The 14783-nt window shown below is 71.0% G+C and carries 11 protein-coding genes; 7 read left to right on the forward strand and 4 right to left on the reverse strand.

Going from position 1 to position 14783, the window contains the following annotated elements; genetic code table 11:
- Positions 1-113 precede the first annotated feature (113 nt).
- Genes H181DRAFT_RS27520 through H181DRAFT_RS27540 form a run of 5 tightly spaced genes read left to right on the forward strand, consistent with a single transcriptional unit; the run spans position 114 to position 7684 of the window.
- A complete protein-coding gene (locus H181DRAFT_RS27520; protein WP_045867166.1) occupies positions 114-1376 on the forward strand; it encodes a phenylacetate--CoA ligase family protein in 1263 nt (420 codons plus the stop codon).
- The gene (locus H181DRAFT_RS27525; RefSeq protein ID WP_254666991.1) at positions 1373-2827 is read left to right on the forward strand and encodes an MFS transporter; all 1455 of its coding nucleotides are present in this window, start codon (positions 1373-1375) and stop codon (positions 2825-2827) included. Before H181DRAFT_RS27520 ends, H181DRAFT_RS27525 begins: the two co-directional genes overlap by 4 nt.
- Complete coding sequence (locus H181DRAFT_RS27530; protein ID WP_045867167.1) at positions 2824-3975, forward strand: GNAT family N-acetyltransferase; 1152 nt, start codon at positions 2824-2826, stop codon at positions 3973-3975. Before H181DRAFT_RS27525 ends, H181DRAFT_RS27530 begins: the two co-directional genes overlap by 4 nt.
- Entirely contained in the window at positions 3972-5138 is a 1167-nt protein-coding gene (locus H181DRAFT_RS27535) for a LuxE/PaaK family acyltransferase (RefSeq protein WP_045867168.1), read from the forward strand. The genes H181DRAFT_RS27530 and H181DRAFT_RS27535 overlap by 4 nt, the downstream gene beginning before the upstream one ends.
- Positions 5135-7684, forward strand: a complete 2550-nt coding sequence (locus tag H181DRAFT_RS27540; RefSeq protein WP_045867169.1) for an acyl-CoA reductase — start codon at positions 5135-5137, stop codon at positions 7682-7684. Before H181DRAFT_RS27535 ends, H181DRAFT_RS27540 begins: the two co-directional genes overlap by 4 nt.
- A 250-nt stretch (positions 7685-7934) precedes the next feature.
- Here H181DRAFT_RS27540 and H181DRAFT_RS27545 read toward each other — a convergent pair whose 3' ends face one another.
- Both H181DRAFT_RS27545 and H181DRAFT_RS28615 read right to left on the reverse strand, forming a co-directional pair.
- A complete protein-coding gene (locus tag H181DRAFT_RS27545) occupies positions 7935-9170 on the reverse strand; it encodes a right-handed parallel beta-helix repeat-containing protein (protein WP_045867170.1) in 1236 nt (411 codons plus the stop codon).
- A 255-nt stretch (positions 9171-9425) separates the two neighbouring features.
- Positions 9426-10604: a hypothetical protein gene (locus H181DRAFT_RS28615; RefSeq protein ID WP_175439840.1), complete on the reverse strand. Its 1179-nt coding sequence runs from the start codon at positions 10602-10604 to the stop codon at positions 9426-9428.
- 135 nt (positions 10605-10739) lie between these two features.
- Here H181DRAFT_RS28615 and H181DRAFT_RS27560 point away from each other — a divergent pair, with 135 nt between their 5' ends.
- Positions 10740-11429: a TetR/AcrR family transcriptional regulator gene (locus H181DRAFT_RS27560; RefSeq protein WP_045867171.1), complete on the forward strand. Its 690-nt coding sequence runs from the start codon at positions 10740-10742 to the stop codon at positions 11427-11429.
- Positions 11430-11474: 45 nt separating this feature from the next.
- Here H181DRAFT_RS27560 and H181DRAFT_RS27565 read toward each other — a convergent pair whose 3' ends face one another.
- On the reverse strand, positions 11475-12752 hold the full coding sequence (locus tag H181DRAFT_RS27565; protein ID WP_045867194.1) for an MFS transporter: 1278 nt from the start codon (positions 12750-12752) through the stop codon (positions 11475-11477).
- A 56-nt stretch (positions 12753-12808) separates the two neighbouring features.
- On the opposite strand from H181DRAFT_RS27565, the gene H181DRAFT_RS27570 reads away from it, so the two are divergent.
- On the forward strand, positions 12809-13795 hold the full coding sequence (locus tag H181DRAFT_RS27570; protein ID WP_045867172.1) for an ArsR/SmtB family transcription factor: 987 nt from the start codon (positions 12809-12811) through the stop codon (positions 13793-13795).
- A 183-nt stretch (positions 13796-13978) separates the two neighbouring features.
- Here the strand turns inward: H181DRAFT_RS27570 and H181DRAFT_RS27575 are convergent, their stop codons facing one another.
- Positions 13979-14779 carry an amino acid ABC transporter ATP-binding protein gene (locus H181DRAFT_RS27575; protein WP_045867195.1) on the reverse strand — a complete coding sequence of 267 codons (801 nt, stop codon included), beginning with the start codon at positions 14777-14779 and terminating at the stop codon, positions 13979-13981.
- Between the last annotated feature and the right edge of the window lie 4 nt (positions 14780-14783).

Here is a 14783-nt window from a genome sequence, read left to right on the forward strand (position 1 = left end):
ACCGGCCGTAGAACGCTGTACTGCCTGACCAGCAGCTGAACCACACCAAACCTCAACGGTGTTCGCACTTCCGGGACGCCGTCCTCCTTCGCATGCCGCAAAGCAGAGGAACTATGCCCGTTCAGTCACTCGCGGAACTCGTACGCTTCGTCCGCCGTAATTCATCCTTCTACGCAGAGCTCTACTCCGGTGTGCCCGACGGTGTGAATGAGCTCACCGAACTCCCGGTCATACCTCAGACCGAGTTCTGGCAGGCCAACACCCCTCGCGGAAACACGCTGCTGACCGGCCCGCTCGACGAGGCAGTGGTCTTCAAGAGCGGTGGGACCACCGGTGCGCCGAAGTTCTCCTTCTACACCCGGGAGGAATGGCACGAGTTCACCACGGCTTTCGGCGCCGGGCTGGTCGAGGCCGGTCTGCGGCCCGGTCAGCGGGTCGCCGACCTCTTCTACACGGGTGATCTCTACGCCAGCTTCACCTTCATCCTGGACGCACTGCACCGGGCCCCCGTCGCCAACGTCCGCCTTCCGATCGGAGGCGCCGCGCCCCTGCCCTCGATCGTCGGCACGCTGGAGCAGTTCGACGTCGAGGTGCTCGCCGGGACCCCGACGACGTTCTGCTCCCTCGCCGAGCATCTGCGGGCCGACGGTCGCGAACTGCCCCAGGTGACCACGCTGTTCTTCGGCGGTGAGAGCATCTTCAGCGACCAGCAGCGCCTGTTGGCGACGGCCTTTCCCAACGCCCGTGTCGCCTCCATTGGTTACGCCGCCGTGGACGCCGGACTCGTGGGCGCTGCCGTGCCGGGGAGTGACCCGCGGCTGCACCGCGCCTTCACTCCGCAGACCGTGGTGGAGATCCTGGACGAGCACAGCGGAGAGCCCATCACCCGCGCCGGCGTCCCCGGCCGCGTCGTCGTCACGGACCTGCGCCGGCGCCTGATGCCGGTCCTGCGCTACCCCGTCGGTGACCGCGCCGAGTGGACCTGCACCACATCCGGGCACTTCCGCATTCTCGGGCGCGCCGAAGAGGGGCTCCGCGTAGGCCCGGTGGCGCTGCACACCCAGGACGTGCACGACCTGGTGCGGTCGGTCGACCCCGCGGGCAGCATCACCGGCGTTCAACTGGTGGTGCGCCGCTGGGAGGACCGCGACGGGCTGGTGCTGCGCCTCGGCTCCGACCTCCGGGACGACGAGCGGCCCGAACTCACCGCGGCCCTGGACAAGGCGTTCCGGGCGGCCCGCCCGATGTACGAAGCGGCGGTCGCCGCCCGGCACATCCACCCGATGGCCGTGGAGTGGGTGCGGCATGCCGACCTCTCCGTCAACACCCGCTCCGGGAAGCTGATCCGGGCCATCGACGAACGCCCGCACGCGTGAGCGCGGTGAAGGGACGTCGCCGGCGGCTGCCCGTCGTCCTGCGCAACCCCGCCTTCGGCGCCGTGTGGATCGCCCAGGTCCTCACTCAGGCCTCAGCCCGGATGTTCCAGGTCGGCATCGTCTGGTGGCTCGTCCAGTACGCCGCCCACTCCGAACCGGGCCTCGCCTCCGGTGCGTTCCTCGCCGTGAGCACGCTCCCCGCGGTCGCCCTGGCCCCCGTGGTCGCCGCCGTCATCGCCCGCAACCCGTACCGGTCCGTCATGGCCGCGGCGGCCGCCGGGGCCGGACTGGTCGCCGCGTGCACCGCGGCGTGGGCGTTCACGACTCCGTTGCCGATGGGCGTCGCCTACGGCGCGGCTCTGCTCCTGTCGGGCTGCCAGGCCCTGTTCGACCCCTGTCTGACCACGTCCGTGCCCGAACTCGTCGACGACGCCGACATCGAGGCGGCGACCGGCTTCGAGCTGTCCACGCAATCCCTCGCGGGGCTGGCCGGCGGCCTCCTCGGCCCGCTCGTGGTCGACGCCTGGGGGCTGCCGGGCATCGTCGCCGGATGCGCCGGCGCGTACCTGCTGGCCGCCGGGCTGATCGGAGTCACACGCTTCCCCCGAACGGCGCCCCGCGGGACGGGAGTCGAGGGGACGCGGGACGCGGGAGCGGCGGCAGGGCCCGCCGGGGAGCCGGAACGGGGCAGCGCCCAGCCCGCCGCTCCGCGGCGTACGCTGCGCCGGATCCTCGCCGAACTGCCGTTCATCCGGCGGGTGCTGCTCAGTTTCGCCGCGGCGAACGTCTTCACCACGGCCGTCTTCGTCGTCATGCCGCTCTACACCGCCTCCGTGCTGCGTGCCGACGGTTCGACCGTGGCGCTGCTGGAAGCGTCGCTCGGCGTCGGCACCCTCGCCGGGTCGTTCACCGGCGGCCGGCTGCCGGGGCGCCCGACCACGGTCGGCGCCGTCTGCCTGGGACTCATGGCGGCCTCGTTCGCCCTTCCGGGCGTGTTCGCGGACCGGACCGCCTACGCGGCGGCCATGGTCGTCGCGGGATGGTGCGTGGGCGCTGTCGGCGTCCGGTTCGTGGCCCTCTTCCAGCGGCTCGTACCGCCCGCGGACAAGCCGGGGTTCTTCGCGGTCATGCAGTCGCTGCTCGGGGCGACCTTCCCGCTCGCCTCCCTGCTGTTCGGCGTCCTGGGCGACCAGATCTCGCCGCGCACCCTCTGCCTGGTCCAGGCGATGGGACTGGTGCCTGTGGCACTTCTCCTGTGGTGGACGGGCGCCCGCGGGAGAGCCGCCGACGGGCGGACGGATCCGCCCGGCCGCAGGGCGGCGGCAACAGCCGCCGAGCAGACGACCGCGCCGGTCACCACGGTTGCCGCCGCCACTCCGACGGCAACCGCCACCTCGACGGCAACCGCCACCGTGACTGCCACTGCCACTGCTGAAGGAGGAGCACGATGACCGCCACGATCGCCCCCGCTGTCCTCCAGGACGTCGCGGAACTGCGGCAGTTGTACTTCGACGTCTACGGCCACGGATACCCGGTGCCGCTCGGCAGCGACCCCGCCGAAATGCGGCGGCTCATCACCGATCCGCACACGCACTGGCTGGTCGCACGCAAGCCCGGCACCGGGGAACTGGCAGGCTCCGTGGTCGTACAGGCCGATCCCGGGAGCCGGATCGGCAAGATCGTCGGACTCGTCGTCCATCCCGTCCACCGCGAGGGCGGGCTGGCCGGCCGGCTGACCGGCGCGGTCTGCGCCGACGCCCTGGCCACCGGTTCCCTCGACTCGATCTACGCAACGGTGCGGGTGGTGACCGAAGGCCCGCAGCACGTCGTGGTGCGCAACGGTTTTCGCCCCCTGGGGTTGATGCCCAACGCCGTCGAAGTGGCGGGCTGTGAAACCCTCGCCCTCTTCGTCCTGTTCGCCGACGACGTGCTGAACCGCCGCGAGCACGTGCCCTGCGTGCCGGCCCAGCTGGCTCCGCTCCTCAGCGCCGCGGAGGAGACCTCGGGCCTCGACTACGCGAGCGTCCGCCCCGTCGAGGCGCCCGGCACCGGCCTGCTCTCCGGGCCGGTCGTCCCCTCCACCACGGCCATGGAGATCGTCACCGCCCGCCACTTCGTCAACCGCCGCTTCCTCGAACACTTCCCCGACCCGGCCGGACGCTTCTTCCCGCTGCACTCCCCGAACGCGATCCTCACCCCGGAGAACGGCGAGTTCGAGGCATACGCGGATCTGGACCCGGTCACCGGAAGCTGCTCACTCATCGCGGTGCACCCCTACCCCGTCGCCATGGCGCACGCCCTGGAACCACTGATGACGGCGGTCACCCGTACCGGCGTGGACTACGTCGAGACGCTGCTTCCCCTCTCCGACACCGCGGGGCTCAGCGCCTTCCTGGCCGCGGGATTCGTGCCCAGCGCGCTCTATCCGGCCATGCGCCGTCTCGGCGACCGCTTCCACGACTACGTCGTGCTCTCGCGGACCAACCGCCAGATCGACTTCCGCACCACCGCCGTCAGTTCGCTGGTCCAGCCGTACCTGAGCGCGTATCTGAGGGCCTGGACCGCGACGTACCTTCCCCTTCACGAGGTTGTCTCATGAACCGCCATCTGCTTCCCGTCGAGGTCCCCGACCCGTCGTCGCTGCGGCACGTCCAGCAACTGTGCGACCTCGCGGCACCCTACGAACAGGGCCCGGGGACCGACGCCCTCTTCGCCGCCGCGATGGACGAGAGCAACGCATGGCATGCCGAACGCTCCCCGTTCTTCCGGTCGTTGCTGACCGACGTGCCCGAGGCGCCGTCCGCCGACGTGGGCACGGACGTCCGCGCCCCGCTGGTGCACGCCAACTTCTTCAAGCGCCACGAGGTGCTCTCCGTCCCCCGGGATGAGGTCTCCCTCCACCTCACCTCGTCCGGCACCACCGGTCAGAAGTCGCAGATGTTCTTCGACGAGTGGACCATCCGCTCCGCCCAGCGCATGGTGGCCCGCGTCTTCGACCACTACGGGTGGATCACCCCGGACCGGCCCGTCAACTACCTGCTCTACAGCTATGAGCCCGCACCCACGCTGAAGCTCGGCACGTCCTTCACCGACAACTACCTGTGCGACTTCGCACCGGCCGAGGACACCACTCACGCCCTGCGCCACACCGGCACGGGACACGAGTTCGACGTGCGCGGCTGCATCGAGGCGCTCCAGCGGTACGCCGACGAGGGGCTACCGGTACGGATCTTCGGTTTCCCGGCCTTCCTCCACTTCACCCTGGAACGCATGCGTGCGCTGGGGATCCCCCCGGTGCAGCTGCCGCCGGACTCGCTCGTCGTGCTCGGCGGCGGCTGGAAGGGCCACGCCGACCGCCAGATCGGCAAGGACGCCTTCTACGCGGAGGTCACCGAGCACCTCGGCATCCCCTCCGAGCGGATCCGCGACACCTTCGGGTCCGTCGAGCACTGCGTGCCCTACGTCGAGTGCGAACGGCACCGGCTGCACGTACCGGTGTGGTCCCGTGCCGCCGTACGCGACACCGCCACCCTCGAACCGCTGCCCCACGGCGAGCGCGGCTACCTCCACCTCGTCTCCCCGTACATCACCTCGGTACCGGCGCAGAGCGTGCTCATGGGCGACCTCGCCTCTCTGCACCCCGGCGAGGAATGCGGCTGCGCCCAGCCGACCCCGTGGTTCACCGTCCACGGCCGGGCCGGAGTGAGCCGCAACCGCAGCTGTGCGGTGGCCGCCGCCGAACTTCTGAAGGGAATGTCATGACCAGCGCACCGACCCCTGGGGCGACCGGCGAACTCCACCTGTGGCAGGGCGCGTTCATCGACGACGCGAAGGCCGCCGAGCTCCTCGCCGACCTGCCCGCCCTCACCGAGCGCACGATGGCGGAACAGCTGCCCACCGACATCGTGCTGAGCGCCTGCGAGCGGCTCTCCGAGGCACTGCGCACCCCCGACGACCCGGTCCACGCCCGTCTGACGGACTGCCTCACCGAGGGCGGCACGGAACCGGAGGAGGCGGCTTCCCTGCTCGCCGAGTTGGCGGAGGCCATCAGCCGCCCGGCGCTGGAGCGCAAGCTACGCCGCGAACTCGGCGGGCTCCGCCCGGAGCGGCTCACCCGGCCCGACGCGCGGGAGACCGTCTACGAGGCGTGGGCGCCGCTCGGCCTCGTCGTGCACGTCGCGCCGGGCAATGCGGCGGGTGTGGCGCCGCTGAGCGTCGTCGAGGGACTGCTGACCGGCAACCTCAACGTGCTGAAGACCAGCAGCTCCGACACAGCGCTCGCTCCGCGTCTGCTCGCCGAGCTGGCCGCCGCCGACGAGACCGGCATCCTCGGGCGCCGGGTCATCGCCCTGAACTTCCCCTCCAGCCGCCGCGAGTGGCTGGAGCCCCTGTGCGCCGCGGCGGACGCGGTCGCCGTCTGGGGCGGCGAGGACGCGGTGGCCGGCATCGCCGCGCTCACGCCGCCCGGCTGCCGACTGGTCGAGTGGGGCCACAAGATCTCCTTCGCGTACCTGACCCGCGACGCCTGGAGCGACCCCTCCGTCCAGTCCGCGCTCGCCGCGGACGTCTGCCGCCTCGACCAGCAGGCATGCTCCAGCCCTCAGGTCGTCTACCTCGACACCGACGCCCCGGAGGAGGTCTTCGCCTTCGCGGACAGCTTCGCGGCCCAACTGGCCGAAGTCTCCGACAAGTTGCCTCGCACCCCGCTCGACGTCGCCGAGCACGCCGAGGTCACCGGCACCGAACTGGTCGCAAGGCTCGAACAGCACATGGGGCTGACCCGGGTCGTCGCCGCCGACGACGGCTCCTGGCGCGTCCTCGCCGACACCCGTCCCGCGATGACCGCCTCACCGCTCCACCGCAGCGTCTGGGTGAAGCCGCTGCCACGCCACGACATCGCCGCCACCCTGCGACCCATGCGGCGCTACCTCCAGACCGCGGCGATCGCGGGCAGTCGCGCGGACGTGGCGGAGCTCGCCCGCTCCGTCGTCACCGCGGGTGTCACGCGAGTGACCCCCGTAGGCGCCATGCTCGACGCCTACGACGGCGAACCCCACGACGGCGTCTACGCGTTGCAGCGCTACAGCAGGCGCGTCGCCGTACAGGCCGACCAGCGCTTCACCGCCACCTCCTGCCTGGACGACCTCGTGGCTCCGGCCGTGCAGCCGGCCCCGCCCACGGGACCGCTGCTCGACAAGGAAGGCGTCCAGGAGCAGTTGAGGAGCCTGGCCCCGGAACACGCCCACCTGTACTTCCGCAGCGGCGGCAGCACAGGTGCGCCCGCACTCTCGGTCTTCACCAACGCCGACTACGACACCCAGATGCGCGCCGCTGCGAACGGCCTGATCGACTCCGGGTTCGACCCTGCCCGCGACCGCGCCGCCAACCTCTTCTACTGCGGCGGCCTGTACGGCGGCTTCATCAGCTTCTTCTCCGTACTGGAGCGGCTGAACGCCACTCAGATCCCGCTGTCCGCGAGCACCGACCTCGCCGCCGTCGCGGAAGCCCTGGTGGCCTACCGGGCCGACACCCTCTTCGGCATGCCCTCCTACCTCTGGCAGCTCTTCCACACCCAGGGCGAGACACTGCGCGCCTACGGCGGAGTCCGGAAGGTGTACTACGGGGGCGAGCACTTCACCGCCGAGCAACGCCGCGTCCTCACCGACGACTTCGGCGTCGAGGTGATCCGGTCGGCGGCGTACGGCAGCACCGATCTCGGGCCGCTGGCGTTCCAGTGCGAGCATGCCGGCGGTTCCGTCCACCACGTGCTGACCGACCTGCACACCCTGGAGATCCTCGACCTCGAGGAGGACCGGCCGGTACGAGCCGGTGCACCGGGGCGGCTGGTCTTCACCAGCCGAGCCCGATCCGGGCAGCGGCTGGAGCGCTACCAGATCGGCGACATCGGCCGGGCGCTCGACGGTGCGTGCCCTTGCGGCAACCGCGCCCCGCGGATCGAACTCCTCGGCCGTCACGGCGATGTGGCCCGCATCGGCACGAACTCCTACCACTACCGGCGCTTCGTCGACGCCGCCGAGAGGCATCTCGGCTACCGCGGAGAGCTCCAGATCGTGCTCACCTCCGAGGCGGCGCGGGAGCGGCTCACCGTCCGGCTCGACGAGCGCTACGCCCCACCGGCCGACGCCGCGCGAGCCGCCTTCCTGGCGGAGGTTCCGGGCCTGCGCTCCGCGGTCGAAGAGGAGGACCTCCTCACGTGCTCGATCGAGATCATCGACGGTGCGGCGTTCGAACGGACCTCGGCGAGCGGCAAGTTGCGGACTTTCGTGGACCGGCGCAGGACGGGATGACGACGTTCGGCACAGGACGCCGGATGCCCCGTACCGCGCACCGGTTGTGCACCGACCCTTTGAAAGTCCTGTGTCTGTGCAGGTCAGGGCTCCTTCGGTAGCTCTGCTCCGACATCTGAGTACGGGGGCCGGTTGATCCGGCCTGCGGCGGCGCAGGCGACGGTGGCCCGCGGAAGACGCCTCTCGGCTTCTTCCGCGGGCCACTGTCAGCTTCCGGGCTCATGTGCCCTGGGACGGCGCGGAGTCGTCCTCAGCGGCAGATCCCGTCAGGGGAGTCCTTGGGGCACACGTTCCCTCTCCACGTGTTGGCGGTGCCGGCTGTGCCTCCGCCGCTCGTCTGGTCCCTGGCGTCCCACACCGCGTTGAACCTGGAGATGTTGCTGCTGAACAGCAGGGGCGTGACCGGGGCGACCGCCGGGTCCACCTGGATGCCGTTGGCGGTGCTGTTCTCGACGATGTTGGAGGAGAAGGTGCCGGAGTCCAGCGCCTCGACGAGCACGCCGTCGGTGCGGGACCTGATGGTGTTCCGCGTGACCCTCATGTTGGTGCTGGGGTCGGGGCCGAACAGTGCCGCTACCCGGATGCCCGTGCCTTGGCCGCCGGTGATCTGGTTGCCGAGGATCTGAGCGCCATCGGTGTTCGCGTCGACGAGCATGGCGCTTCCGGAAGGCTCCGCGGGGCCCTTCGAGATCCGATTGCTCTGGACCCTCGGATTGTTGGCGTTGATCAGTACGAGGAAAGTGGCGCTGTCCACGCTCGTGTTGCTGGCGATGGTCAGAGCTTCCGCAGGGTCTCCGCCGCCCAGGACTCCCTGCGTATTGACGTCCGCGTTGACGTGGCCGCCGAAGCGGTTCTGGGTGATCGAAAGGTTGTCGGTTCCCTGGCCGCCACCCAGGAAGACGCCCGATCCACCCGCGGGCAGGCTGTTGTTGTTGTCCACGATCCGGTTGCGCCGGATCCGCGAGTCGGTCGAAGTGGTCCCCGGAGAACGGAAGTTGATGCCGATCCGGTTCCCCGTGACGATGTTGTTGCTGATGGTGAAGCCGCTGCCGGCCGAGAGGGTGTTGATCCCGTCGGCTTCGGAGTCCTGAATGGTGAACCCGTCGATGGTGACGTTGCTGACCCCGGACGCCACCGTGAAGCCGGTGGACGCACCGGGCGGTTGGACGACGGATTCCCGGGCGGGGTTCGTGCGGCCGCTGCGTGCGTCCACGCCTGCCTGTGCTCCGCGGAAGACCAACGACTTGGTGACGTTCACTGCTTCGTTGTACGTGCCGGGACAGACGCGGATGGTGTCCCCGGCATCCGCCGCGTCGACCCCGTCCTGAATGGTCGGGTGCTGCGGGTTCGCACATGTCGCGCTCGGTGTTCCGACGACGATCACCGCTTGGACGGCCGATGCCGGCGAGGCGAGACCGGTCGCCCAGAGGAGGGCGGCCATGCCGGTACTGAGGACGCACGCGGCGACGGATCTGGTGGAGGTCATCTCTTCTCCCCGATAGGAGTGTTGAGCCTGATCGGGTGCCGCGTTTCCGGGTTTCCGGCCTTGAGGCTCGTCCGGGCGGGTGGGGAAGGGGATCTCCGTGGTCAGCGCCCGCCTCCGGGGCTGGAAGGGTGCGTCCGAACGGGGAAGCGCTTCTGCCAATAGGGGCAGAACGCCGGCATCCAGGAGCGGGTGCCGGTCGGCCTGGTCCTGGACGGTGCGTCCGGGGGCCGGGCCGCTGGGCCGTCACGCGGACCGCTACGACCGCTCCGGCCGCTCCGACCCCTCCGGCCCTTCCGACCTCTCCGGCCGCTCCGGCCGCTCCGGCCGGTCCGGGCAGACGGTGGGCGCGTCCGGCGGTCGGCCCACGGCTGTGCTTCGCCGGACCCGGCGGCCGAGGCGTGCCAGCAGGAACGCCATGGCGGCGATCATCGCGGTGCCGACGGCGATCGCCACGCTCGCCCTCTGCCAGTCGTACTCGTAGGCAGCTGGGGCGGTGACCACCGCGAAGAGCGTCCGTCCGACGAGCGCGCCGCCGACGAGCCAAATCCGATGCATGTCGGACCAGTCGGCGGTGCGCGACCAGCGGTGCACGAGCCGTCCGGCGAGGACCGCGGTCGTGGCCGCCAGGGCCATCGGCAGCAGGACCCACATCCCGCTGCCGACGGCCGGGCCGTCGGGTCCGTCCGGCGGCAGACCGGCCGGCATCAGCAGCCCGAGGAAGCAGCCGGCGGCGAGGCCCGCGACGACGGCGGCGGAGACCGGACGTGGTGCGTGTCCGGCCGTCCGCGGCGCGGGGCTCCGGCGGGGGAGCACGCGCAGCCCGACGTGGAGAAGGACGGCGGCAGCGACAGTGATGCCGAGAACGACCGTCAACGGGGCCTGGTACCCGGGGTCTTGACCTCCTGCGACGACTACCCGCAGCAGCGCGACGCCGGTCACCGCGGCGAACCCGGTGATGTGGAGGCCGCCTCGGCGGAGGTAGGGACGGCCTCGGTGGCGGGGGAAGAGCAGGTCGGCGAGGGTCACCGGAATGAGCACGCTGAAGACCGCGTGGTACCCGATCTGGGACTCCCAGTAGGTGGTGTTGAACCCGAGCACCCGCGGTCCCCATTCCGCGGCGTTGTACAGGTGCGGACTGGTCAGTGCCTGGAGGCCGATGCCGTCTTCGACGAGTTCGTAGACCAGGCCGGCGACCAGCAAGCTGGGCAGCCCGCCCCCGGAGCGGACGACCAGTTCCCGCAGGAACAGCACGCCCGCGCCGTACATGACGACCAGCCCCGGGAACAGCAGCCACATGGCCGGCATGGTCACGCCGCTGAAGGTCGCCTCGGCGCTGACCGGCGCGAGGGCGACGAGCGTCCAGGCCGCTCTGCGTCTCCCAGCCGTCGACGTGTCCTGGGCCGGCCGGTCCACCGCATCCGCTGACTGCGTCATGCGGCAGAATTTACTTGACTGAGTAAGAACGTGGCAACAGGCGGACGCCGAACGCCTCTTGACTCTCGGCCATTGGCGCGTCCCCGGCCGGACCGGGACTTGCGGGAGTGCGTACGCCTCGGATAGGAGCTGTCCATGCCCGTCACACCGCCGGAACGGACCGCCGCGGCGTCGGCGCGCCGCGCGCAGATCATCGCCGCGACGATCGAGACCCTCGCCGACGTCGGCTACCGCCGTACGACCTTCGCGCGGATCGCCGAGCGTGGCGGGCTGAGCAGCACGCGCCTCATCTCGTACCACTTCGCCGGGAAGGACGAGCTGGTCGAAGCGGTGGTGGCCGACGTCTACGCCTCGATCGACGAGTTCCTGGCCGAACGGGCGGCCACGGAGCCGGCGAGCCGCCCGATCCGGCAGCCGCCCGGCGTCCCGCCCCGGCCGTACACCGGCTCCGCCTGGGACGAGCTGCGCGCCTACCTCACCGGCGTCGTCGCTTTCGTCGACGGCCACCGCGTCCGGATGCGCGCCCTGCAGTCGGTCTTCGCGGCTCTCCACGACGAGGAGGGGCGCGAGGAGGCGAAGGGTGCGGCGTACGACGCGGCCACCGACCGCGGCGTGCTCGGGCACATCCAGGGCATTCTGCGGCGCGGTCAGGAGCGGGGGGAGTTCCGGGAGTTCGACACCTTCGTCATGGCTGCGACGGTCCAACGTTCGCTCGGCGGGCTGCCGTTGCTGCTGCGGACCAAGCCGGACCTGGACCTTGCGGCGTACGCGGACGAGCTGGTGACCCTGTTCGACCTCGCCACCCGGTCTCCGCACACACCCTGACGGGCCGGGTCGACTCGCTCGTCCTGCGCCCTCGCCCCGATCTGTTCACGAGACCGGGCTCGGCCCCTGCCGTCCCGGGGATTCCAGCGGTGCGGGCAATTCGCGCAGCCTGGATATGGGGGAGCAGAGGACGGGGAGGAAGGCCAGAGCCAGGCACGCCGCCCCGGCCCAGACCGCGGCGCGTACGGAGATCAACTCGCCCAGCAGGCCGCCCAGTACCGAGCCGATCGCGAGTGCGCCGGTGAGCAGGAAACGGAAAGTGGCGTTCATCCGGCCCAGCAGCCGACTCGGCGTGAGGCGCTGGCGGAGACTCACCGCGAGCACGTTGTCGATGCCGGTCTTCGTCGTGACGGCGAGCCATCCCGCCCCCGCGAGCCAGAGCCAAGGGCCGCGCCCGACAAGGCCCATGAGCAGTCCGGCAGGTGCGAACCACAGCCCGGCCAGACCCAGTGCCCGGCCGAAGCCGGAACGCCGGGCGAGGGGCCTGGCGCAGACGGCGCCGAGCAGGACGCCGAGTCCGCCCAGTGCCCAGAACAGTCCCAAGGCACCTGCGGTGAGGCGGAGTTCACGGATGAACAGCACGGGCAGCATGGCGTTGACCATTTGCGATCCCAGGTTGGTGAGCGTCGCGGTGAATGCGAGTGCGCGCAGCTCGCGGCTGCCGAAGACGTGTCGCAGCGCTTCCACCACTTCGGCGGTCAGCCGGCGGCCTTCCGTTCGCTCAGCGACGGGTGCTCCCGCGGAACGGAGACCGGTGAGGCCGACGGCGGACGCCAGATAGGCCGCTGACGTGCACAGGATCGCCAGGGGCGCGGCGAGCAGCTGCACGAGGAAGCCGCCGGCGCTCCGGCCCGCGATGTTGGCGGTCGCCGTCAGGCTCACGACAGCGGCATTCGCCGGGACCAGGCCGTCGCGCCCGACGAGCTCCGGAAGGACGCTCTGCGAGCCGACGTCGAAGAAGACGGTGGCGCAGCCGTTCAGCAGTACCACGGCATACAGCTGAGTCAGCGTCAGTGCGTCCAGCCACCAGGCGAACGGGATCGAGACCAGCAGCACCGCGCGAGCGAGGTCGGCGGCGATCAGCACACGGCGACGGCGCATCCGGTCCAGCCAGACGCCCGCAGGCAGTCCGATGAGCAGGAACGCCGTGGTGGAGAGCGCGGCCAGTGCGCCGACCTGTCCGGGGCCGGCGTCGAGTGCGGAGACGGCGGTGAGCGGGATCGCCACATAGCCGGTGTTCGTGCCGAGTTGGCTGAAGGCGGTGGCGGTGAAGAGAGCGCGGAAGGCCCCGCTGCGCCAGGGAGAGCCGGAGGATCGCTTCATGCGGGGTACGGTGCCGGGGCACACCGGCCCCGTCCCAACGATTCAGCTCGGGCTAAATGATCCAGATCGAGTTCACGACGGAGGACGTCGCCCGCACCCGCTTCGCGCTCTCCCCGCTGTGGGAGGTGGTGGCGAGCGTACGGGTGCTGAAGGGCGCCGACGAGCAGGGCCTCCATCAGCGGTGGACCCGACATGTCAGGCGCGAACTGGCGGGATCCGAGCTGGATTTCGGGCCGCTGTTCGATCTGGTCCCGGCTCCCGGGCGCCTGCCCCGGGGGAGCGGCCTGCCCTCCTTCCTCTGTCCTCCGCCGGTCACGCCGCTGCCCTCCCTGGCCGTGGAACTGGCAGGTCTGCGCGCCACGTCGCCGGAGCTGATACGTACGACCTCGGACGTGCCGCCGGAGCGCATCGACGCCCTGCGCGCGGATCCTTCTGCCGCGCTCGGCCGGCTCTCGGAACTGATCGAGGGTTACTGGGAGTTGGCGCTCGCCCCGTACTGGTCCCGCATACTGGCGCTCCTCGAGAGTGACATCGCCTACCGGGCCCGCCGCCTCGTGGAAGGCGGCGCCCAGCACCTCTTCGCGGACCTCGACCCCCAGGTCACCTGGGACGCCGGCACGCTCCAGTTGGCGCACCGCTCCGTCCACGGGCCGCGCGGCCTCGACAGCCGCGGTCTGCTCCTGGTGCCCTCCGTCTTCGTCTGGCCACGCATCTTCTCGGTGCTCGGGGAGACTTGGCAGCCCGCCCTTCGCTATCCCCCGCGCGGCGTCGGCACTCTCTGGTCACCCCGCCCGGTGCCGGCCTCCGAGGCGCTGTGCGGCGTCCTCGGCCGTTCCCGTGCTCTCCTGCTGGCCGAGCTGGCCTTCCCCACCGCCACCGTCGACCTCGCCCGCCGCACAGGTCTCACATCCGGCGGCGCGTCCCAGCACCTGACGGCACTTCGCGCCGCCGGTCTGGTGAGCGCACACCGCTCGGGCCGGAAGGTGCTGTACGTACGCACCCGGGCTGCCGAGACGCTCCTGGCCGCGGCGGAGTCGAACTAGTCGAACCAGGTGGTCGGATCTCGCACGCCTTTCGCCGCTCGCTTCCCCCGCCCGGGCGTGGGCGTTGAGCCCACTCGGAATCCCCGCCACGTGCTCGACATCGGGCCGGCTTGCGCCACTTGGCAGGCGACCGGCGCCGCCCCCGGCGCACGCACCGGGGCCCGGCGTCGGCTGCCGCACCTGTCAGGCCAGCGGTGCGCCGTCCTCGGTGACCTCGGCGGCGGCCGGGTCGAGCACCCGGCGGAGGAAGGTGCGGGTGCGCTGGTGCTGCGGGTCGCCGATCACCCGTTCCGGGGGTCCTTCCTCGACGATGACGCCACCGTCCATGAAGACCACGCGGTCCGCGACTTCGCGGGCGAAGCTCATCTCGTGGGTGACGACCATCATCGTCATGCCCTCGTCCGCGAGACGGCGCATGACGGCGAGGACGTCGCCGACGAGTTCGGGGTCGAGTGCGGACGTCGGCTCGTCGAAGAGCATCAGCTCCGGGTCCATGGACAGAGCGCGGGCGATGGCCACACGCTGCTGCTGGCCGCCGGAGAGCTGGGCCGGATAGGCCGACTCCTTCTCGGCGACCCCCACCCGCCGGAGATTGGCCCGTCCGATCCGCTCCGCCTCGTCCTTGCCGCGTCCGAGGACGCGCCGCTGGGCGATGGTCAGGTTCGCCAGGACGGACAGGTGCGGGAAGAGGTTGAAGCTCTGGAAGACGATGCCTATGCGGCGCCGGACCCGGTCGATGTCCACGTCGGGGTCGGTCAGTTCGGTGCCGGACAGGGAGACGCTGCCCGCCGTCGGCTCCTCCAGGAGGTTCACGCACCGGAGCAGTGTCGACTTGCCCGAGCCGGACGGGCCGATGACGCACACGACCTCACCGCGGCGCACCGTGAAGTCGATGCCCTTGAGCACCTCGAGCTTGCCGAAGGACTTGTGCAGCCCCACGACCCGGATCGCGGCCTCGCCGTCCTCGTGGCCGTCCGCCTTCACCTTG

This window comes from Streptomyces sp. WMMB 714 (assembly GCF_900090125.1).
GTDB lineage: Bacteria > Actinomycetota > Actinomycetes > Streptomycetales > Streptomycetaceae > Streptomyces > Streptomyces daqingensis.

Coding starts and splice junctions, on each gene's coding strand:
- H181DRAFT_RS27520 (WP_045867166.1), top strand. CDS start 114: ATGCCCGTTCAGTCACTCGCGGAACTCGTACGCTTCGTCCGCCGTAAT.
- H181DRAFT_RS27530 (WP_045867167.1), top strand. CDS start 2,824: ATGACCGCCACGATCGCCCCCGCTGTCCTCCAGGACGTCGCGGAACTG.
- H181DRAFT_RS27535 (WP_045867168.1), top strand. CDS start 3,972: ATGAACCGCCATCTGCTTCCCGTCGAGGTCCCCGACCCGTCGTCGCTG.
- H181DRAFT_RS27540 (WP_045867169.1), top strand. CDS start 5,135: ATGACCAGCGCACCGACCCCTGGGGCGACCGGCGAACTCCACCTGTGG.
- H181DRAFT_RS27545 (WP_045867170.1), bottom strand. CDS start 9,170: ATGACCTCCACCAGATCCGTCGCCGCGTGCGTCCTCAGTACCGGCATG.
- H181DRAFT_RS28615 (WP_175439840.1), bottom strand. CDS start 10,604: ATGACGCAGTCAGCGGATGCGGTGGACCGGCCGGCCCAGGACACGTCG.
- H181DRAFT_RS27560 (WP_045867171.1), top strand. CDS start 10,740: ATGCCCGTCACACCGCCGGAACGGACCGCCGCGGCGTCGGCGCGCCGC.
- H181DRAFT_RS27565 (WP_045867194.1), bottom strand. CDS start 12,752: ATGAAGCGATCCTCCGGCTCTCCCTGGCGCAGCGGGGCCTTCCGCGCT.
- H181DRAFT_RS27570 (WP_045867172.1), top strand. CDS start 12,809: ATGATCCAGATCGAGTTCACGACGGAGGACGTCGCCCGCACCCGCTTC.